We start from the raw sequence: 21016 nt of genomic DNA on the forward strand, positions 1-21016 counted from the left end.
AGGAGAAATTTTAAGCGTATTCCCTAGTATTTTTTCCGCCAATCCGCCATAATAAGGGTAACGGAACGAAGCAAAGTGAGGTGGACTTAATGAAGACATTTGGTAAAGGATTTGTTGTTGGTGTTGGCGCAACGCTTGGAGCATTAGCCGGGTGCGCGTACTACTTCAAGAAGACGGTCGTTGACCCGATTGAAGAACGGGAAGCCGTTTTAGACGAGCACCGGAAGCGGGCTTTACGGAAGAGCCGTTCAGCCCACCAGGGCTAAGAAAAGCACATAACTAGAAAGAGAAGCGGGCTAGTAATTACTAGTCCGCTTCTTGCTATATTTAATCAAACCTGAACCTGACGATCAAAGTACCCCAACTCATTTTCACGGTGAGTGACACAGATGAACGTTTTTGACGATTGGTATTTTTGAAGTAGTTTGAAAAACTTATGCGTTGCCTTCTGATCAAGCCCACTGGTAATTTCATCAAACAGGATGACATTCGCCGAAGATAAAAGGGCGCGAATAATTAAACATTTCTGCCGTTCACCCCCGGACAAAGAATTAATCAGTTCCCCGCTTGTTTGCTCTTTAAATCCGCTAATGAGCTTGGGCGAAAAGTCAAAATACCGCATCATCTTCACTACCTGTTGCTCATCGACTTCGCTGTTCATGTACGCAATATTATCGTAAATGCTCCGGTTAAACAGCACAGCATCTTGATTAACATACGTAACTTTTATTTGCCGGGGAATCAAAACACTTCCTTTGGCAGGCGTTAAAATTCCCGCAACTAGTTTAAGGATTGTTGACTTTCCCGCTCCATTAACGCCCACTAACGCGCTTGACGCATTGAGGGGAAACCGTGCGGTATATCCATCTAAAAGTGGCTCCCCCTTTTTATACTGATAGGAAACATTTTGTAAGCGGATTTCAGCTGTTCCACCCTGTTTTACTGAAGAACTCTGATTCAAATCAATCATATTAAAGTTCAACTGCCGTAAGGCTTCGACTAAGCGGCCGAAAAGCTCCATTCCGGCAAGTAAATCACTCCCAAAATGCGATAAATTCATAATTGAATACACAATTACCAAAATAAGGGTAATTGCCTGAACTGTTCCCCTTGTTACCATGCTTCCCCATCCAAACAATAAAATTACACACAACGTTAATAGGAACTGTTGTGCCATATTCAGCCGATCAATCCGCCCTTGAACCCTACTGTATGCTTGACGTTCACTTTCAAGGACTTGTTGATAGGCATCACCCTCAAATGCAAAGGAACGATATGAATAAACAGTGTTTTTGTTTTTTAAATAATCATCCAATTGCTGGTCAGCAATGATCTTACTATTGAGCGCATCTTTAATTCCCCTTTTATTTTGACGGGATAACAAAATCGATCCTAACAAGTACAAAATGAAAAGAATAATATATCCGCTTCCTAAAAAAGCATTAATCGTTGCTAACGCAATGGCATAAACGACTAGCGTAATCGTTGACTTTAATAGATTATTTAATACGTCGTGAATAATTCGCCGCAAGGATAGCGAAATTTCGCTCACAATACTTTCAAGGGCTGCGTCCTTATATCCCAAAAAATATTCATACTGTTGGCGGGTTAGAAAGTGAAAAACAGTTAATTTAGAATACTTCCGCACCATTTGTACCAAAAAACTAGTAATAAAATTAACAACTGCCGGAAGGAGTAGCGTTACCGCAAACAATAGCAACATCCTGTAATCAACCGTTTGGTGCCGCATAATCCGTGCTAAAATGAACGGTTGACTACAAATACCGACGTCACACAAAGTAATAATTAAGGCTGCTAAGGTTAGTTTTACTAATCCGATTTGATGAAAAAGATAGTGGAAGAATTGAAATACGCTGTTTACCCTTAACGCATGTACCTTCATTACACTTTCCTCCCTTTTCATTAACGGCTAGCCATTTAATTAATGTGAGCGGTTCTCATTTATTATTAATTTAATTATAATTAACTGCATAAATAATACAATCCTTAATACTAAAAAAGACTGATATCCCTTAGGTGGAAATCAGTCCTTTAACCTAAAATTCACACGTCCTAGTGCCCGGTCTTAACCTTACCGTCCCAGTCACTAAAGCCGTTCTTTAGAATTGCCAGATCAGTAAAGCCCGCCTTCTTGAGCTTTTTGGCCACCTTTACGGCTAGCGTTTTCCCGTCTTCGTAAATGTAGACGGGCCGGTCCTTCCGCAAAGCGCTGATGAAGAGCTTAAACTGGGAATACGGCATGTTCCGTGCTCCCATAATGTGCTTTTTCTTGAAGCTTCGCTCTTCACGTACGTCAATCACCTGCGCGGTGTGGAGCCCCTTTTTAAACTCGTCGTTTTCCAGCAACTTTGCGTAGCGCTTGGCGTTTAACGTGCTCAGCCACGGGCCGATGAACATCCACGCCAATAGCGCAATTAAAATAATATCAATCCAAATCCAAATTGATGATTTCACAACAATCCCTCTTCCTAATCAACAAACTGAAGTGCCAGTGAAGCTGCCCCGAGAACCCCAGCCGTGTTTCCTAACTGGGCAAGCCGCAACTGCGTCGTTTCCCGAATTGTCGGAAAGGCATAGTGCTCAAAATAGTGCTCAACTTGATCCAGCAAGAACTTACCAGCCGCCGAAACACCGCCACCAATCACGATATAGGCGGGGTTAAGGATGCTTGAAATGTTCGCGCAAGCCATCCCCAGGTAATGGCATACCTTATCGACCACCATTTTAGCGAGTGGGTCGCCCTCTTTTGCCAGATCAAAGACCAGCTTAGACGTAACCTCTTCCCCCGCATCACTCATCTTCTTGAGTTCGGAATTGCCAGCATATTCTTCCGCCATATCGTGGGCGATGTGCACCACCCCAGTTGCAGAAGCGTACGTTTCCAAACAACCGTGGTTGCCGCACGTACACAGGTAGCCTTCCGGTTCAACGTTGATGTGCCCGATTTCCCCGGCAGCCCGCATTCCATGGAGGAGGTGACCGTCAGCAATAATTCCACCACCGACCCCGGTTCCGAGAGTCACAAAGACCACGTCGTTGGCGTTTTCGCCGGCGCCCATCCAGCGCTCACCAAGGGCGGCAACGTTCGCATCGTTATCCAACACAAACGGCATCCGCGTCCCGGCTTCAATACTTTCCTTCACGTTTTGGATGGTCCGCCAATTCAGGTTATACGCACCGACCACCGTCCCGGCCGCGATATCAACCGTTCCCGGCGTCCCCATCCCAATACCGTAAAAGTCATCCGGGGTCATGTTGTACATATCCAGGTGGTGATTAATTGATTCGATAATGTCCGGCACAATGTGGGAGCCGTCATCTAAAATATTGGTTTCAATGCTCCATTTCTGCTGAATCTCGCCATCCTTGGTAACGATCGCAAACTTAATCGTTGTTCCGCCCAAATCAACCCCAATGAGCTTCTTTTCCATCTTTTTGTATGCCTCCTGCCTAATTCTGCTTGGCCTGCTCGCGCTTCTCCTCAACCGCATGCTCACGGTTCAACACGAGCTTCGCTTTCACGAAGGTCTGCTTATCAACCACGCCCGCCTCGTACAGGTGATCCAGTTCTAAGGCCATTAACTCGATGTCCCATAACCGTTTGCCCACGTAGACAAAGACATTAAACTGTTTTAATAATTGCTGGACATCGTACAGGGTTTTCATCCTGCTCGCCCCCTTACTGCACTCATTCTGCCAAGGCAACACGGTAGCATTATAGCATACCGCCGGCGCTGAATAAACCGCAGATTAGACCGCTTTCATCATCAACCCATAGCCGGCAATTACCGCGATTACCCCTAATGCCACTAACGCTAACCCCCGCTGCCAGCGAGGCACCCGGCCAATCCGGGGAGCCGCCAACACATACGCCAGTAAAAAACCACCAAGCAAACCACCAAGGTGCCCTGCAAGGTCAATTCCACTACCAAACATATCAAACACCACGTTAAGCAAGACCAACGTTAGAAAAGTTCGGGCCGTTTGCCGGATTCCCGGTTGCTCGTAAAACGCCACACCCAACATCAGGTACGCACCAAACAGGCCGAAAATGGCTGTACTGGCCCCTGCCGAAACGGCCGGCGTAAAAAAGTAACTGGCAATATTACCTGCTATTCCGCTCCCCAGGTAAATTATTAGAAAACGCCAGTGGCCGAAGAGTGGTTCGGTCGCCACACCCAAAAAATAAAGCGTCACCATGTTTAACACAATGTGCTGCACTCCCAGGTGTAAAAACATCGGCGTGACCAGCCGCCACCACTGACCCACATTAATTAGCTGGTTGATTTTTGCCCCAAAGGCTACCAAGACCTGCGGCTTCGTCGGTCCTCCCGCAAGTACCATCGCAATGAAAACCACCACGTTGATTCCAATCAACAGATCAGTCACCAGTGGTTTATTCCGCCACGTTTCGGTCAATCCCATTCACCCCAATCAAAAGTTTAAGCCGCACGTCAGTCGGGTCCACGGGCCAATCAGCTTGGACTACTTGGCGGGCAGTATCCATTAAGGCCACCGTTACGCCCGGATAGTCCTGCAGGTAGCGGTCATAGTAGCCCCCACCAAATCCTAACCGATCATGCTGCAAGCTGAACGCCAGCCCCGGGACCACGATGAGGTCGATGGCCTCCTTGGCAAGCGCCGGTTGTGTTGTATGCGGCTCCCAGATTCCCCCAAACGGACTTTGCTGCCACGTTATCTCTGGTTGCTGACAGTCCCAAAACGCCATTCGGCGGTGGGGTAAACACCGCGGCACTGCCACCCGTTTACCTTCTGCTAACGCATGCTCAATAATGGGTTGGGTGGCCAGCTCAGTGCCGCTACTAATCGTCACGCCGACTGTTTGGGCACTTTGCCATTCCGGTGATTGGTACAGGTGGGCTAAAATACCCTTTTCGTCGCAATCCTGCTGTCCTGTCCGCACTGCTATGCTAATTTGCTCAAGTTGCCGGCGCCGGGCCGTTTTTTTATCCATCATTTTCTCCTTAAAAACCACAAAGGGGGCCGTAATCAACATTACGGTCCCCTCGTTATTTACTTCGTTTCCTTGTGTAACGTAACCTTCCGCTGCTTTGGGCAGTACTTCTTCAGTTCAATCCGGTCCGGATTGTTCCGCTTATTCTTACTTGAAAGGTACGTTTGTTCACCACATTCTGTGCACTCTAATGTGATATGTTCACGCATGCGTCTAACCTCCAAACTATTCGAATATATTCTACTAGCGCTAGGCTAACAGCAACCATTTTAGCATTTATTCCTAGGAAACGCTAGGGGGACAGAACACTACTTGTTGATCTTATTTTTAATCCGTTCAAACAACGATTCGCTCGCCACGCTCTCCCCGGAGGCCACCGCAAAGTTTCGCAGTGCTTCCTTTTGCTTCTTGGAAAGCTTCTTTGGTGTTTGAATCTGGACGGTCACCTGTTCGTCCCCGTTGCCGGTTCCCCGTAGCCGCGGTGCGCCCTTGCCCCGCAGCCGGAAAGTCGTTCCGGTCTGGGTACCTGCTGGAATCCGCAACTCAACATCCCCGTGAACGGTTGGAACCTTAATCTCATCTCCCAGCGCCGCCTGCACGAAGCTGATCGGCTGATCAAGGTAAATCTCCGCTCCGTCACGCTTAAACTGCTTGCTTGGGGCAACCCGGAATACGATGTAGAGGTCCCCATACGGCCCACCGTTCTCACCAGCTTCACCCTGGCCTTGAAGCCGCATTTGGTTACCATCCTCAACGCCGGCCGGCACGGTGACTTCAATGGCGTGCCGCTCCCGGACGTGACCGCTGCCCCCACACGTTGGACACTTTTCTTTGATTTCCTTTCCGGTTCCGTGGCACACGTTACATTCTTGCTGGGAAACCATCTGACCAAGCGGGGTTTGCCGTTGAACCTGAATGAAGCCGCGACCGCCACACCGGGAACACGTTACCGGTGAAGTTCCCGGTTTCGCACCCGTTCCATGGCAGTCCTTACACGTATCTTCGCGGGTGTATTCGATGTCCGTCTTCTTCCCGAAGACAGCCTCTTTAAAGGTTAGATGCATCTCGTATTGCAAGTCGCGACCCTGCCGCGGTGCGGTAGCCTGCTGGGCTGCGCTTCGGCCGCCGCCAAAGAATGAATTAAAGATGTCATCAAAGCCACCGCCGAACCCACCGTTAAAGTTGGCCCCGCCAAAGCCACCGGCGCCACCACCATTAAACTGCTGTCCGGTTGACCCAAACTGATCGTACTGGGCCTTCTTTTGCGGGTCGCCAAGAATATCATAGGCGTCGTTAACTTCCTTAAACCGCTCTTCTGCGCCTGGTTCGTGGTTCAAGTCCGGATGGTATTTCTTAGAAAGCCGCCGGTACGCCTTTTTTATTTCGGCATCCGAGGCATCCCGGTCAACGCCTAATACCTTATACGGATCACTTTCAGCCATTTTCTTCCTCCATTAAAACCAACCAGGGGCGTGGCCTCTGCCACCCCCCTGGAATGCAACCACTCAAATCAGCGTTTACTTCTTATCGTCCGGGTCAACTTCCTTAAAGTCGCCGTCAACCGTGTTGTCGTCGGTATTTCCACCGTTAGTTGAATTTCCGGTAGCGTTGCTATCAGTCTGACCAGCCGCATTCTGTGCCTGCTGAGCCTGCTGATACAGCTTGACTGACAGGTCCTGAATAATCTTAGTCAAGTCGTCCTTCTTGCTCTTCATAGCATCTATATCGTTAGACTCCTGCGCCTTCTTCAGGGCTTCGCGGGCATCCTTAGCCTTCTTGACCTCATCTTCAGAAACTTTCCCGTCTAATTCCTTTAAGGTCTTTTCAGACTGGAAGAGTAACTGGTCAACTTCATTCCGTAAGTCAACTTCTTCCTTCCGCTTCTTATCAGCCGCTTCGTTTTCCTTAGCTTCCTTTACCATCCGGTCGATTTCATCGTCGGAAAGACCTGATGAACTCTTGATGGTAATCTTCTGTTCCTTGTTAGTTCCAAGATCCTTAGCTGAAACGTTAACGATTCCGTTCTTGTCAATATCAAACTTAACCTCAATTTGCGGAACGCCACGCGGTGCTGGCGGAATGTCCGTCAACTGGAAACGCCCAAGCGTCTTGTTGTCTGCAGCCATCGGGCGTTCACCTTGCAGCACGTGAATGTCAACGGCCGGCTGATTATCAGCCGCAGTTGAAAAGACCTGACTCTTGCTGGTTGGAATCGTCGTGTTCCGGTCGATTAACTTGGTGAAGACCCCTCCCATGGTCTCAATTCCAAGGGACAGTGGTGTAACGTCAAGTAAAACAACGTCCTTCACGTCTCCGGTAATCACGCCCCCCTGAATGGCAGCCCCTAAAGCAACCGCTTCGTCCGGGTTAACTGACTCGTTTGGCTTGTGACCGGTTTCCTTTTCAACGGCTTCCTTGACGGCCGGAATCCGCGTAGAACCCCCTACCAGAATGACTTCGTCAATGTCACTGTTCGTTAAGCCGGCATCCTTCAAGGCGTTCCGGACTGGAACCTTCGTCCGATCAATCAGGTCGGCGGTCAGTTCGTTGAACTTTGCCCGCGTTAACGTCATGTCCAGGTGCAGCGGACCGTTTTCACCAGAAGCGATAAACGGCAGTGAAATCTGCGTCTCAGACATTCCGGATAAGTCCTTCTTCGCCTTTTCGGCAGCTTCCTTCATCCGTTGCAGCGTAACCTTATCCTGGGATAGGTCAACCCCATGTTCTTCCTTGAAGTTGGCGACCATCCAATCGATGATCTTGTTATCAAAGTCATCCCCTCCAAGGTGGGTATCCCCGTTCGTGGAGAGCACTTCAAAGACCCCATCGCCGAGTTCTAGGATGGAAACGTCAAACGTTCCCCCTCCAAGGTCGAACACAAGGATCTTTTCGTCCTTATCCAGCTTATCAAGCCCGTAGGCTAATGCCGCAGCCGTTGGTTCGTTGACAATCCGCTCAACCTTTAACCCAGCAATCTTGCCGGCATCCTTTGTAGCCTGCCGCTGAGAATCGTTAAAGTAAGCCGGTACCGTAATAACGGCTTGTGTCACGTCTTCCCCCAGGTATGATTCCGCGTAGTCCTTGATGTACTGAAGAATCATGGCTGAAATTTCCTGCGGGGTATACTTCTTACCATCAATGTCAACCTTGTAGTCGGTTTCTCCCATGTGCCGCTTGATTGACGAAACGGTATTCGGGTTAGTAATCGCCTGGTTCTTTGCGACCTGGCCAACCTGTGTTTCCCCGTTCTTAAAGGAAACAACGGACGGCGTTGTCCGGTTTCCTTCAGGATTGGTAATAATCTTTGCATCCTTACCTTCAAGGACAGCAACTGCTGAGTTCGTTGTCCCAAGGTCAATTCCAATAATCTTTGACATCTACCTTACCTCTTTTTTCTTAAATTACTGTGCAACAACAACCATGGCCGGTCGTAAAACACGATCCTTTAACATGTAACCGTCCTGGAACACTTCGACAATTGTTTCGGGTTCCTGGCCGTCCTCAACCGGAACACTTTTGACTGCCTGATGGAGCGTTGGATCAAACTTTTTCCCAAGAGATTCAATCTTTGTAATCTCGTTATCGGTAAAAGCCTTGTTTAGATCCTTCACCACCATCTCAACCCCCTGCTTGAGGTTCTTGGATGCTTCATCATCCACCTCAATCTCAAGGGCCCGGTTTAGGTTATCAATTACCGGCAGAACAGCAGTTGCCAGTCGTTGGCTTTGATACTTTAACAGCTGCTCTTGCTCCTTTTTGTAGCGCGTTTGCATGTTGGCCATTTCCGCTTCAGCCCGCAGGTACTTATCTTCCAGCTCATCCTTTTCCTTGGTAAGCTGAGCAACCTGTTTTTGCGCTGCCTTCAACTGATCCTTTGTCGTCGGCTTCTTTTGGGCAGCAACCTTTTTAGCGGCTGCATCTTTTTGGGAATCGTGCTTAGAACCCTGAACCTTTTTCTTAGCGGTTGTAGCTGCTTGGCTTGCTTTTTCCTTATCCGCTGCCACGTCAACACCCCTTTTCTACTCGTCAAAATTATGGTAGTAGTTCAACATCTTACGCGTTAATTCCTGCCGGAGCGCTCCTAAGAGACCAATTACCTTGGAATACGGCATGTTGGTCGGCCCAAGAATAGCAATCATTCCCTTTCCGTAATCGTCAACATCGTAAGTTGCTGAAACCACACTATAATTCAGCAATAATTGGTTCGTCATCTCATCACCGATTTTGACGGTGATATCCTTGTCCTGGGGATCAACAATGTCAGATAACTCCGGTGCCCGCTCCATCAACGTATACAGCGATTTGGCTTCATTCAAATCACCATCGTTAGCAAAGTTGAAAACGTTCATCTTACCACCAACAAAGTACTGCTCGTGCGCAATCTTTTGCAGAATATCGCTCACAACATCAACCATCCCGGCAGGCTGCTTGAAATACTTGGCAATCAAGCCAAGGTTGGCAGTCAACTTGGCCGGAATCTGCCGGAGCGGTACCCCAACAAGCTGATCGTTAATCATGCGCATCACGGGTTCAACCTGGTCACCCGTCACGCCCGCAGGCAATTGGAACAATTTACTTTCAACCGTCCCGTCACTGGCAACAAGGATTGCCATCACCTGCTGACTACCCAACGGAACCATCCGGAATCCCTCTAAGAGGACATCCTCCACTTCCGGCTTCAGGGTAATTGTCGTGTAGTTTGTCAGGTCTGACAAAATGTTGGCGGACGTCGCCACAATTTCGTCAACCTTTGAAAAGTCCCCCTGAAAGGACGAACGAATATCCGCGAGAGCCTGCTGGTCAACCTGAGCTGGCGTTAAAATATTATCGACGTAGTACCGGTAACCCTTAATCGAGGGCACCCGTCCGGAACTGGAATGTTCCTTACGAATTAGCCCCTTCTTCTCCAACGCCGCCATTTCATTGCGGATTGTTGCTGAACTCACATGGACTGGTAATTGCTCCTGCAACGTTTTTGAACCAATTGGTTGCCCGACATCCGTATAATCCTTTATGATCGTCTCAAGAATTAACAGTTGACGTTCCGTTAACACCACAATCACCTCTTTTAGCACTTAGCACTCATAATTGCTAAGTGCTAAGTCACCTATAATATACAAAATTGATTGGCATTCGTCAATATTCTGGCTTAATTTTTCTTCTGCTGGGCAAACCACGTTTGAATCGTTTGCCGGTCCTGCTTTAGCTGAGTAACCAGCTCACCAGCAGACGCAAACTTCCGCTGCCTCCGAATAAAGTCAAACCACTGCACCCTCACGAACTGACCGTAAACCATCTGGTCAAAGTCGAACAGATTAATCTCAAGAACCACGTCATTATGGTCACCAAACGTTTCGTTTCGTCCCAACGAAGCCATCCCGTTATACCAGGTTCCCTGCACATTCACCCGCACGGCGTACACCCCAATCGCTGGAAGGCGCAAGTTGTTCCCATCCGCGATGTTTAACGTTGGAAAGCCCAGACGTCGCCCCCGGGCAAACCCGTGAACAACGTACCCGTTCGTTTCGTACGGATACCCCAATAACCGGTTTGCCAACTGCACATTCCCACCATCAATTGCTTTTCGAATCCGGGTGGAGCTAATTTTGTCGTTATCCTGAAGGAGATGGGATACTGGTAAAACATCAAACCGGCCCTGCGCGTACTGTGGAAGGGTACGCATATTAGCCACGCGAGGATTTCCAAACGTATAATCCTCCCCGGCAACCACTGCCACTGCATTCAGCCCCACAATGTAACGATCGACAAAATCCTGCGGAGCCATCTCCGCGAGGGTTTCATCAAACGTAAGAATGTACTCTACGTCAGCCCCCAAGGCGGCAAAGTGGGCAGCTTTTTGCGCAGGTGATGTCAGGTACCGGAAGGGGTGCCACCGCATACCCTGAAACGTTAATTTCGGATACCGATCAAACGTCACCACGCCTAACCGAACATGCCGCCGGGTAGCTTCCTTCTTAGCCGCTTCAATCACCCGCTGGTGGCCCCGATGAACACCATCAAAGAAACCGAGTGCAAGCACTACCGGCGCACCGGCAGTCCGGGTGACGTCCGTCACACTCGTAATCTCCACCGTCTCCATTCCATCACCTACTCACTTAAATCAATCATCCGCTCCGGCTGGTACCGGTGCTGCTTTTCATTATAACAGTAGACCGCCCGGACGCGCAGCCCGGTTTGTAAAACAACGTGGGGAACCGGTTGCCCTGTGGTTACCTGGCTTTCCGGAAGAAAACCGCCATTTTGCACCCGCCGCCACTCGCTGGTGGTTAACTGGTGGTGCGGAAGGGTACGCAGAGCGTGATCCACAGAAACTAGCGTATCTTGGCGTTGCTGCGCATCCATTTCCTCCAACTGAGCGAGCGTCACCGTCTCCTCGCTGGTGAAGCCACCGCTCTTAATCCGGGTTAACCGGGCCATCACCGCGGGAACTCCCAACGCTCGCCCAAGGTCAACCGCCAATGTTCGAACGTAGGTCCCCTTCCCGCACGCAACCTCAAAGAAAACGTGCTGTTCTTGCGCAGCAGCATCGTAGGTCGTTGACCGTAACTGCTTAAAGTAGTCCACGTAAATTTGCCGGGCTGGGCGGTCAACTTTTTCCCCCGCCCGGGCATATTCATACAGCCGTTTCCCGTTAACCTTTACCGCCGAATACATCGGCGGAATCTGGGTGATGGTCCCACAAAATTGCGCCATGGAATGATCAAGCTCTTCTGGGGTAAAGGGCGTTGTAATCGGTTTTTGGGCAATCACACTTCCCTCTAAGTCCTCGGTTTCCGTCGCCTTCCCCAAAATCAACTCCCCCTGATACACCTTGCCGGAAGCCATCAGGTAGTTAACAACCTTAGTTGCGTGGCCAATGCAAATGGGTAAAACCCCCGCCACCGCCGGATCAAGCGTTCCACTGTGCCCAACTTTACGCGTATGAAACAAACGCCGACACCGCATTACGCAGTCGTTGCTGGTCATTCCCCGCTCCTTATAAAGGGGTAAGATTCCGTTCATAAAACACACCTCATTAATCACAAAAAGAGGTTGGGACTTCCGTCTCAGCCTCTTTGTTTTTCTTTACATCACCGGCCCCGAAACGAACAAACTGGGCGCTAAAGTAAGCAGGGGTTTGTCTTCGCTGAACCACTACTAACTGTTCTAGACGATTTCTTACTTCCCCGCTGCTCATTTTCATCGTTTGGGCCTCCTATGATTACTTATCCTGTTGATGAAGCTGAGTCAACAGCTGATCGATCCGATTACCGTAACGAACCGAATCATCCTGCGCGAACTTCAACTCCGGCGTCACATAAATGCTCAACCGGTGCCCAAGCTCACCGCGAACCAACCCGGTAGCCTTATCTAAGCCAGCTTGAACCTTCGCGGCGGTCGACGCCTTATCATCCAGAATGCTGTAATAGACGGTTGCATGTTGTAGGTCACCCGTCACATCAACGCCCGTGACCGTCACTCCTTGAACACGAGGATCACGCACCTTCTTTTGCAAAATATCAGTGACTTCCCGCTGAATCTCCTGGGAAAGCCGTCCAACGCGAAACTGTTGTACCATTTTCTCACCACCGTTTTCTAACGCTGGTCAACCGGAATTTCTTCCATAACGTAGGCCTCAATCTGGTCGCCAACCTTAATATCATTGTAGTTTTCAATCATCAACCCGCACTCGTAGCCGGCCTTAACTTCCTTCACGTCGTCCTTAAACCGCTTGAGGCTGGATAACTTGCCGTCGTAAATTACGATGCCGTTCCGAATCAACCGAACACCGCTGTTCCGCTTGATAACACCGTCCGTAACGTAAGAACCCGCAATTGTTCCCAGTTTGGAAACCTTGATGGTCTTGCGCACCTCAACCTGGCCGGTTACCTTTTCCTTGTAGACCGGTTCTAGCATTCCCTTCATCGCGGTTTCAACTTCATCAATGGCTTTGTAGATGACGTTATGCAACCGAATATCGACGCTACTGCTTTCCGCTTGGGCCTTTGCAAGGGGCGTTGGCCGAACATTAAACCCAATAATAATTGCGTTGGATGCTTCCGCTAGTGTCACGTCACTTTCGTTGATAGCCCCAACGGCCTGATGAATAATGTTAACCCGCACGCCGTCCACATCAATTTTTTGGAAACTCTGAGCAAGGGCTTCAACCGATCCTTGAACATCGGCCTTGATAATCAGGTCGACCTTCTTCATGTCGTTTTCCTTCATCGTATCAAACAAGTTATCAAGCGTGACGTGGTTAACTTGGCTCCGCTCCTTCATCAGAGCACGCTTAGCCCGCTCCTCACCGGCAGCCCGCGCCGTCTTTTCATCATCAAACGTGATAAAGCGGTCGCCGGATTCCGGCACATCGTTTAACCCGGTAATCTCAACCGGCATAGCTGGGGTTGCCTTCTTTACCCGCTTACCGTATGCGTCCGTCATTGTCCGAATCCGTCCGTAAGTGTTTCCAACAACAATCGGATCGCCAACGTGCAAGGTTCCTTGTTGAACCAGAAGAGTGGCCACTGAGCCACGGCCCTTATCCAACCGCGCTTCAATGACAGACCCCGCCCCGTGCTGGTCCGGGTTGGCCTTTAACTCAAGCATTTCGGACTCAAGTAAAATCATGTCCAACAGATCATCAATGTTCTTGCCAAACTTCGCCGAAATGTTAACGAAGATTGTGTCGCCGCCCCAGTCTTCTGGAATCAACTCATACTCCGTCAACTGTTCCATAACGTGGTCCGGATTGGCACCTGGTTTATCAATCTTGTTAACCGCAACAATAATCGGCACCCCAGCAGCCTTAGAGTGGTTAATGGCCTCGATTGTTTGCGGCATAACTCCATCATCCGCAGCCACAACCAACACGGTAATGTCCGTCACATCTGCTCCGCGCGCCCGCATGTTCGTGAAAGCAGCGTGTCCCGGCGTATCAAGGAAGGTAATCGTCTTGCCGTTCCGCTTGATCTGATAAGCCCCGATATGCTGCGTGATTCCTCCGGCTTCTCCGGCAGTAATATTCGAGTGACGTAACTTATCCAACAACGTTGTCTTCCCGTGGTCAACGTGCCCCATAATCGTTACAACGGGCGGCCGGCTTTCAAGGTGGTCCGTGTTCTTCTGTTCTTCTTCAAAGAACTTATCGATATCAGAAACATCAACCTCCACCTTTTCCTCAGCCTTAATCCCGTACTCGTCGGCCAGGATTTCAATCGTGTCCTTATCCAGTGACTGGTTTTGGTTAACCATCACGCCAAGCATGAACAACTTCTTAATGATTTCAGCTGGTTCCCGGTGGATCTTCTTAGCAATATCCGCTACGTTCATTCCGACCGTGTAAACGAGCGTATCCGGTAACGGCTTATTCTTCCGCGGGGTTGCCGGTTGCTTCTTTTGTTGCTTTCGGAACTTTTTGTTCTTCCGGTTCTTCTTGCTAAAACGGTTCTGGTTATTACCAAAGCGGCGGTTATTATTCCCCGTTCGCTTACCATTTTGCTTAAACTTCCGGTCGTTTTGCCGGTCACGGTTTGAGCGGCCATAACTGCTCTCCTCTTCGCCCTGTTGCCGGTCCTTCCGGGGACTTGTAGTTGCCTGCGGCCGCTTTTTTTTGGCGGTTTGGGGAGTCGCTTTACCGTTTTGGTTACTGGGCTTTGTACTTGACTTTTTCTTGGCCGTTTTGATCTTCGAGTTAGCAGGTTTTTTAGTTACCTTCTTTGCAGCAGAACGCTTCTTGACAGCCGGTTTTACCGCCTTCTTCTTAGTGGCCGGTTTCACGGCCGTCCGAATGCGCTGTTCCTCGTCCGGGGTAACAGCTGACATGTGATTACCCACCTTGATTCCTTGACTCTTAGCTGCTTGAAGGACTTCCTTACTTGCAACGTTGAGTTCCTTCGCTAGTTCGTAAATCCGTTTCTTACTCATAACTTCACTCTCCCTTTCATCCCGCTTTCAGGTGTGGATAGTCAAATTTACCCACTGCGGTTATTCCCTGTGATTATAGGAGTAGTCTTAATTCTGGTTTGTAGCCTGCCGGGCAAGTACCGTAATCTTCTTTGCAAATCCCGCATCGTTAACGGCAACTACGCTCCGTTGCTGTCCAATTGCCCCGCTAAGTTCTGCTTTGGTCAACGGGGTAACAAGTGGGATTCCAAAACTACGACATTTATCCGTCACCGTCTTCTTCGTTCGGTTTCCGCAATCACTTGCGAGCACAACCAAAAACGTTGTGTGTGCTCGAACGCGGGTTAGCACCTGATTTGTCCCCGTCGTTAACTTACGGGCACGCCGGGCTAACCCCAAAAGGCCACTAATCTGGTTACTTGGCATCGCCGAACAGTTCCCTCCGGGCAACCTGGTGATCAACGTACGCAACCAGTTCATCATAAAACTCCGGGGCAATCTTTACCCCAAACGCCCGGTCAAACGTCCGTTCGGCCTGCGCCTTCTTCGCAACGTCAACATCTAACGCAATGTACGCTCCCCGCCCGTTCTTCTTACCGGTCGGATCAATACTAACCTCGCCTTCCTTATTACGGACCACCCGGACAAGTTCCTTCTTCGGCCACATTGTTCCGGTTACAATGTCCTTACGCATCGGCACTTTCCGTTGTCCCATTGCTAGTCCTCCTGTTTATCGCCGTCAGTAACGATGTCCGAATCTTCTTCAACGGCCGCTTCTTCTGCCGCATTATCCGTAGCTTCCGCTTCATCAAGGGGTTCTTCCGGCGCTAAAGCCGCCTGAGCATCAAGTGCTGCCATTTCCTCTTCGGACTTAATGTCGATCTTATACCCCGTTAACTGGGCTGCCAGCCGGACGTTTTGTCCACGCTTCCCAATTGCAAGGGATAACTCATCTTCTGGAACCACTACCGTACATGCCCGCTCATTTTCCGGATCAAACCGCACTTCCAAGACATCTGCTGGATTAAGGGCGTTAGCAATGAATTCCGCCGGATCCTCACTCCACTGAACAATATCCATGTTTTCCCCGTGGAGTTCGTTGACAATTCCCTGAACCCGCTGACCCCGGGGTCCGACACACGTTCCAACGGGATCAATGTTCGGGTCATTTGACCAAACAGCTACCTTAGCCCGATCACCCGCTTCACGGGAAACAGCCTTAATTTCAACCGTACCATCAAAAATCTCTGGTACTTCCTGTTCAAACAACCGTTTTAATAAATCAGGATGAGCCCGACTAACAAACACCTGCGGCCCCCGTGTGGCGTTATCAACCTTGTAGATGTACACCTTGATTTTATCGTGGGAGTTGTATTGTTCGCCAGGAATTTGGTCGCGCCGAGACATTACCGCCTCAACGTCACCAAGGTTAACGTAAATGAACCGGTAATCCTGCCGTTCAACCTCACCCGTTACGATTTCATGCTCGTACTGAATGTATTCATCATAAATCTTTTCCCGTTCAGCTTCCCGCACACGCTGAAGGATAACCTGCTTGGCAGTCTGAGCGGCAATTCGCCCGAAGTTACCCGGGGTCACCTCAAACTTAATCGTGTCTCCCAGCTCGTATGCCTTATTGATATCTAAAGCATCCTTTAGGCTCACCTCTAGTTGGGGATCAGCTACCTCGTCAACGACCGTTTTCACGGCGTAAACGTGCACGTTTCCCTTCTTCTCATCAAAATCGACCGCCACGTTCTGAGCCTGTCCGTAGTTCCGCTTGTATGCTGAACTTAACGCTGCTTCTAAGGCGTCGATTACGATTTCGCGCTTAACGCCCTTTTTCTTTTCAAGAACATCGAGCGCATCTAGTAGTTCTTTACTCACTGCTATTCCTCTTTTCTCGGTATCAAAACTTAATTGCTAGGCGGGCTTGAGCAACCTGGGTTCGCGGAATGACGATTGTCTTAGTGCGCGCCTTATCAGCATATTCTATGGTTAACTCCGTTGGTGCTACCGCCATTAACGTCCCCTCGTAAACCTTTTTCCCGTTAAACTGCTGGTACAGTGATACGTGGACATACTCACCAATTGCCCGTTCGTAGTCCCGTTCTTTCTTCAACGGGCGCTCAGCCCCGGGAGACGAAACTTCCAGGTAATATGCCTGCGGAATCAAGTCAGGATCACACTCGTCTAACTGTTCGCTTAACTGATCACTGACTAAAGCACATTCCTCAATATTAATTCCTCCCGGCTTATCAATAAATACCCGAAGGTACCATCCCTTTCCCTCCTTAACGAACTCAACGTCAACGAGTTCGAAGTGGTGGGCATCTAAAATAGGGGTTACCAGTTCTGTGACCGTTTCAACAACATTCTTGCTCACAATGGCCCTCCTTTGCCTGAAATCACCCGTCGCATTAAAAAGAGTGAGCATTGCTGCTCACTCCGCTACGAGTTCTAAAGACAAAATTAGTGTATCATAAATTCTATTTTGTGGCAACCATAACAAAACAATGCTAATAAATCGCCGACTGGTGTTGCACTTAACCTTAGTTACTTATTTTTAAAAATAAAAGAGGTTAGGTCTCATCCTAACCTCTTTATCCCTTCAAAATGGCCTAAAAATCAACCGGGGTGATTATTTGCGCCATCATTTCCAAAGCCCTTACTCTTCGGCTAACCCAACACGGGTAAAAATTTCGTCCACGTGCCGAAGATGCCAATGGTAATCGAACGCATCATCCAGTTCTGCGGTCGACAACCGGGCCGTGATCGCTGGATCCGCCTCCAGTAACGGCCGGAACGGCACCTTTTCAGCCCACGCTTTCGCTGTCTTCGGCTGAATCGTATCGTATGCTTCTTCCCGGCTCATCCCTTTTTCAACCAACTTATTAAGCACGCGGCCACTGTAAATTAACCCCAGCGTCTGGTCCATGTTAGCCTTCATCCGCTCCGGGAAAACATCTAAATTATCCAGAAGTTTACCGAATCGGTGTAACATGTAGTCTAATAGTGCGGTCGTATCCGGTAAAATCATCCGCTCAGCGGAAGAATGGGAAATATCCCGTTCGTGCCATAACGCAACGTTCTCAAAAGCCGTCACCATGTGGCCCCGGATGACGCGGGCACACCCGCAAATATTTTCTGAACCAATTGGGTTTCGCTTATGCGGCATTGCCGATGACCCTTTTTGTCCCTTCGCAAAATGCTCTTCCACTTCGTGAATTTCGGTCCGCTGGAGGCTCCGAATCTCAGTAGCAAAGTTTTCCAAACTGGTAGCAATCAGGGCCATGGCCGCAAGGTACTCCGCATGCAAATCCCGGGGAAGCACCTGACTAGAAACGTCCTGGGCCCGAATTCCGAGCTTCTCACAAACGTACTGTTCAACCTGCGGATCAATGTTAGCAAACGTTCCGACGGCCCCGCTAATCTTGCCGGCCTCAACCCCGGCAGCAGCATGCTCAAAGCGCTCAATATCACGGTTAATTTCCGCATACCAGCGAGCCAACTTCAGCCCAAACGTTGTTGGCTCTGCGTGCACTCCGTGCGTCCGGCCCATCATCACCGTATGCTTGTACTTCTTCGCCTTCCGGGCAACAACGGCACGGAATTCCCGCAGATCTGCCCGCAATAAATCATTAACCTGTTTTAGCTGGTAACCCTGAGCGGTATCAACCACGTCTGTACTCGTCAGCCCGTAATGAACCCATTTCTTTTCAGGTCCCAAAGATTCCGAAACACACCGGGTAAACGCAATAACATCATGTTTAGTAACGGCTTCAATTTCCTGAATTCGCTGCACATCAAACTTAGCGTTCTTTTTCAATTTTTCAACGTCGGCAGCCGGAATTTTCCCCAACTTAGCCCAGGCTTCATCCGCCGCTAATTCAACGGCCAACCAGCACTCATACTTCTTCTCATCCGTCCATAACCGCCCCATTTCCGGGCGGGTGTAGCGATCAATCATCTTTATTCTCCTTTTCTATTATTCTTCTTGCCATACGCCCGTCGCGTCAATCTCCGCCAACGTCGCATCAACATCATCCGTTAATATTGTTAAATGCCCCATCTTCCGGTTCCGCCGCACTTGAGCCTTTCCGTAATCATGGAAATGCCACTGCGGTTTCAGCGCAATTAAGCGCCGCACGCCATTAACGTGCTGGCCTAACACGTTAACCATCACTACCGGGTGAAGCAGGTGGACCGTTGGCATCGGCCAGTCACAAATCGCCCGGTTATGCACGGCAAACTGTGAAAAATCACACGCTTCAATGGAATAGTGACCCGAATTATGCGGCCGCGGCGCTAACTCGTTAACGTAAACGTGACCGTCCTTTCCCATAAACATCTCAACCCCTAAGATCCCGCACAAATCCAACTTTGCGGCAATCGTCCGGGCAACGCGCGTGGCCTCATCACGTAATTCCGGACTAATCCGGGCGGGAACGATGCTTTCGTGTAAAATATGATTTCGGTGAATGTTTTCACTTACCGGAAAAACAGTAACTTCCCCGGAAACGCTGCGTCCAACCATTACCGAACACTCACAGGTGAAGGCAACCATTTGTTCTAAAATACACTGGCCCGTTGCGAGAATTTCACGCACAACCGGTAGTTCCAGGTCGGCGGCTGCCCGCAACGTTACCTGTCCTTTACCATCGTAGCCTCCCTCACAGGTCTTTAGAATAGCCGGAAGCCCAATTATCGTCACCGCTTGCTGCAACTCACTTTCTGAATTAACCGGAGCAAAAGCAGCCGTCCGTAACCCGCTATCCCGCAGGAAGGTTTTCTCCCGAACCCGGTCCTTTGTGATCCGAAGCAATTCGGTTCCCTGAGGAATACTTACCCGGTCACTCACCGCCTCAAGGGCAGTCAAATCAACGTTTTCAAACTCATACGTGAGAACATCTGCCGTAGTTGCCAGACGCTCAATGGCCGCTTGGTCATCGTAGGGAGCAACAATCTGCTCGTCAGCTCCTTGGGCCGCCGGACAGGCAGGGGTTGGGTCCAAAATGACCACCCGAAATCCCGCCTGCTTAGCCGCAAACGTCAGCATTTGTCCCAATTGGCCGCCCCCAATAATCCCAATCGTTTGTCCGGGAAAAATCTTAGTCAAGGTGCGCCTCGCTTTCTACCGCCATATCATGCATCTGCCGGCGATAATTCTGGAGTTTTTGGGAAAGAGCGGCATCCGTTGCTCCAAGAATTTCCAACGCAAGTAACGCCGCATTCTTCGCTCCCGCCGTTCCAATTGCAGTGGTAGCCACTGGCACCCCCGCAGGCATCTGAACAATCGAAAGAAGAGAATCCATCCCGCTTAGTGCATGGGTTTGAACCGGAACCCCAATCACCGGCAATACGGTATTTGCCGCCAACATTCCCGGTAAGTGGGCTGCGCCACCCGCTCCTGCAATAATTACCTTTAACCCGTTACCAGCCGCATCCTGCGCAAAGGCAAACATTTCTTGCGGCATCCGGTGGGCGGAAATCACATGTTTGGTATACGCCACCCCAAATTCATCCAAAATCGTAGCAGCCGCCTTCATTGTCGGCCAATCTGACGAACTCCCCATGACAATACTAATCTCTGCGCTCATGGTAATCCCTCCTTATTCATCATAAGAATAGCAATCAGTCCCGGCAAAGTCAATCAAAAGTCGAACATTATTTACAAAAATCGGGATATTATTTACGTTTAGTTCGTACTATTGCGAACAATCTTCGCGAATTCTCCGTATTAGCTCAAAGAATACAAAAAGACCCCTATCCCACCGGATAGAGGTCATATGTTTTTAAGGGCTGAACTACTTAACAGCGTCCTTAAGCGCCTTTCCTGGCTTGAATGCCGGAACCTTGCTTGCAGGAATCTGGATTTCAGCACCGGTCTGCGGGTTCCGTCCCTTCCGTGCGGCCCGTTGCCGTACTTCAAAGTTCCCAAAACCGATTAACTGAACCTTTTCGCCGTTCTTCAGGAAGTCCTGGATTGAGCTGAATACTGAATCAACAGCAACAGTTGCATCCTTCTTCGTGAGGCCCGTCTTTTCAGCAACGCTTTCGATTAACTGTGCCTTGTTTGCCATGTGTTTCACCTCCCATGGAACCATTGTCCCG

25 protein-coding genes are annotated in these 21016 nt (G+C 49.6%); 1 reads left to right on the forward strand and 24 read right to left on the reverse strand.

Features of this window, described 5'->3' with window-relative positions:
* Nucleotides 1-89: 89 nt before the first annotated feature.
* Nucleotides 90-266, forward strand: a complete 177-nt coding sequence (locus ACI3EZ_RS01195; protein WP_405023781.1) for a DUF3042 family protein — start codon at nt 90-92, stop codon at nt 264-266.
* A gap of 65 nt (nt 267-331) precedes the next feature.
* Here the strand turns inward: ACI3EZ_RS01195 and ACI3EZ_RS01200 are convergent, their stop codons facing one another.
* From ACI3EZ_RS01200 to ACI3EZ_RS01315, 24 genes are all read right to left on the reverse strand, one after another.
* On the reverse strand, nt 332-1903 hold the full coding sequence (locus ACI3EZ_RS01200; RefSeq protein ID WP_405025271.1) for an ATP-binding cassette domain-containing protein: 1572 nt from the start codon (nt 1901-1903) through the stop codon (nt 332-334).
* 170 nt (nt 1904-2073) lie between these two features.
* On the reverse strand, nt 2074-2475 hold the full coding sequence (locus tag ACI3EZ_RS01205) for a rhodanese-like domain-containing protein (RefSeq protein WP_405023783.1): 402 nt from the start codon (nt 2473-2475) through the stop codon (nt 2074-2076).
* Between the two features lie 14 nt (nt 2476-2489).
* Nucleotides 2490-3452: an ROK family glucokinase gene (locus tag ACI3EZ_RS01210; RefSeq protein ID WP_405023784.1), complete on the reverse strand. Its 963-nt coding sequence runs from the start codon at nt 3450-3452 to the stop codon at nt 2490-2492.
* 19 nt (nt 3453-3471) lie between these two features.
* Entirely contained in the window at nt 3472-3687 is a 216-nt protein-coding gene (locus tag ACI3EZ_RS01215; RefSeq protein WP_405023785.1) for a YqgQ family protein, read from the reverse strand.
* Between the two features lie 84 nt (nt 3688-3771).
* Entirely contained in the window at nt 3772-4440 is a 669-nt protein-coding gene (locus tag ACI3EZ_RS01220; RefSeq protein WP_405025272.1) for a rhomboid family intramembrane serine protease, read from the reverse strand.
* Complete coding sequence (locus tag ACI3EZ_RS01225) at nt 4418-4996, reverse strand: 5-formyltetrahydrofolate cyclo-ligase (protein WP_405025273.1); 579 nt, start codon at nt 4994-4996, stop codon at nt 4418-4420. The genes ACI3EZ_RS01220 and ACI3EZ_RS01225 overlap by 23 nt, the downstream gene beginning before the upstream one ends.
* A 59-nt stretch (nt 4997-5055) precedes the next feature.
* A complete protein-coding gene (gene rpmG, locus ACI3EZ_RS01230) occupies nt 5056-5205 on the reverse strand; it encodes a 50S ribosomal protein L33 (RefSeq protein WP_283581633.1) in 150 nt (49 codons plus the stop codon).
* Between the two features lie 99 nt (nt 5206-5304).
* Nucleotides 5305-6438 (reverse strand): molecular chaperone DnaJ, encoded by a 1134-nt coding sequence (gene dnaJ, locus ACI3EZ_RS01235; RefSeq protein WP_405023788.1) that lies wholly within the window; start codon nt 6436-6438, stop codon nt 5305-5307.
* Between the two features lie 75 nt (nt 6439-6513).
* Complete coding sequence (gene dnaK, locus ACI3EZ_RS01240) at nt 6514-8373, reverse strand: molecular chaperone DnaK (protein ID WP_405023789.1); 1860 nt, start codon at nt 8371-8373, stop codon at nt 6514-6516.
* A 24-nt stretch (nt 8374-8397) separates the two neighbouring features.
* Entirely contained in the window at nt 8398-9000 is a 603-nt protein-coding gene (grpE, locus tag ACI3EZ_RS01245; RefSeq protein WP_405025274.1) for a nucleotide exchange factor GrpE, read from the reverse strand.
* A gap of 15 nt (nt 9001-9015) precedes the next feature.
* Nucleotides 9016-10050: a heat-inducible transcriptional repressor HrcA gene (gene hrcA, locus ACI3EZ_RS01250; protein ID WP_405025275.1), complete on the reverse strand. Its 1035-nt coding sequence runs from the start codon at nt 10048-10050 to the stop codon at nt 9016-9018.
* Between the two features lie 95 nt (nt 10051-10145).
* Complete coding sequence (gene ribF, locus ACI3EZ_RS01255) at nt 10146-11096, reverse strand: riboflavin biosynthesis protein RibF (RefSeq protein ID WP_405023792.1); 951 nt, start codon at nt 11094-11096, stop codon at nt 10146-10148.
* A gap of 8 nt (nt 11097-11104) precedes the next feature.
* Nucleotides 11105-12019: a tRNA pseudouridine(55) synthase TruB gene (gene truB / locus ACI3EZ_RS01260; protein ID WP_405023793.1), complete on the reverse strand. Its 915-nt coding sequence runs from the start codon at nt 12017-12019 to the stop codon at nt 11105-11107.
* Nucleotides 12020-12032: 13 nt separating this feature from the next.
* Nucleotides 12033-12200, reverse strand: coding sequence for a hypothetical protein (locus tag ACI3EZ_RS01265; protein ID WP_405025276.1), 168 nt, complete (start codon nt 12198-12200; stop codon nt 12033-12035).
* An 18-nt stretch (nt 12201-12218) separates the two neighbouring features.
* A complete protein-coding gene (gene rbfA, locus ACI3EZ_RS01270; RefSeq protein ID WP_405023795.1) occupies nt 12219-12575 on the reverse strand; it encodes a 30S ribosome-binding factor RbfA in 357 nt (118 codons plus the stop codon).
* A gap of 17 nt (nt 12576-12592) precedes the next feature.
* Nucleotides 12593-14923 (reverse strand): translation initiation factor IF-2, encoded by a 2331-nt coding sequence (infB, locus tag ACI3EZ_RS01275; protein WP_405025277.1) that lies wholly within the window; start codon nt 14921-14923, stop codon nt 12593-12595.
* Nucleotides 14924-15010: 87 nt separating this feature from the next.
* Nucleotides 15011-15328: a L7Ae/L30e/S12e/Gadd45 family ribosomal protein gene (locus tag ACI3EZ_RS01280; RefSeq protein WP_405025278.1), complete on the reverse strand. Its 318-nt coding sequence runs from the start codon at nt 15326-15328 to the stop codon at nt 15011-15013.
* On the reverse strand, nt 15318-15617 hold the full coding sequence (gene rnpM / locus ACI3EZ_RS01285; protein WP_405023798.1) for an RNase P modulator RnpM: 300 nt from the start codon (nt 15615-15617) through the stop codon (nt 15318-15320). The genes ACI3EZ_RS01280 and rnpM overlap by 11 nt, the downstream gene beginning before the upstream one ends.
* A gap of 2 nt (nt 15618-15619) precedes the next feature.
* A complete protein-coding gene (gene nusA / locus ACI3EZ_RS01290; RefSeq protein ID WP_405023799.1) occupies nt 15620-16789 on the reverse strand; it encodes a transcription termination factor NusA in 1170 nt (389 codons plus the stop codon).
* Nucleotides 16790-16811: 22 nt separating this feature from the next.
* Nucleotides 16812-17339, reverse strand: a complete 528-nt coding sequence (gene rimP / locus ACI3EZ_RS01295; protein WP_405025279.1) for a ribosome maturation factor RimP — start codon at nt 17337-17339, stop codon at nt 16812-16814.
* Between the two features lie 231 nt (nt 17340-17570).
* Nucleotides 17571-18872, reverse strand: coding sequence for an adenylosuccinate lyase (gene purB, locus ACI3EZ_RS01300; RefSeq protein ID WP_405025280.1), 1302 nt, complete (start codon nt 18870-18872; stop codon nt 17571-17573).
* An 18-nt stretch (nt 18873-18890) separates the two neighbouring features.
* Nucleotides 18891-20021 carry a 5-(carboxyamino)imidazole ribonucleotide synthase gene (purK, locus tag ACI3EZ_RS01305; protein ID WP_405025281.1) on the reverse strand — a complete coding sequence of 377 codons (1131 nt, stop codon included), beginning with the start codon at nt 20019-20021 and terminating at the stop codon, nt 18891-18893.
* Complete coding sequence (purE, locus tag ACI3EZ_RS01310; RefSeq protein WP_405025282.1) at nt 20014-20502, reverse strand: 5-(carboxyamino)imidazole ribonucleotide mutase; 489 nt, start codon at nt 20500-20502, stop codon at nt 20014-20016. Before purE ends, purK begins: the two co-directional genes overlap by 8 nt.
* Before the next feature lie 207 nt (nt 20503-20709).
* Complete coding sequence (locus ACI3EZ_RS01315; RefSeq protein WP_283581618.1) at nt 20710-20985, reverse strand: HU family DNA-binding protein; 276 nt, start codon at nt 20983-20985, stop codon at nt 20710-20712.
* Nucleotides 20986-21016 lie beyond the last annotated feature (31 nt).

This window comes from Ligilactobacillus sp. LYQ60, from assembly GCF_045033015.1.
Classification (GTDB): Bacteria; Bacillota; Bacilli; order Lactobacillales; family Lactobacillaceae; genus Ligilactobacillus.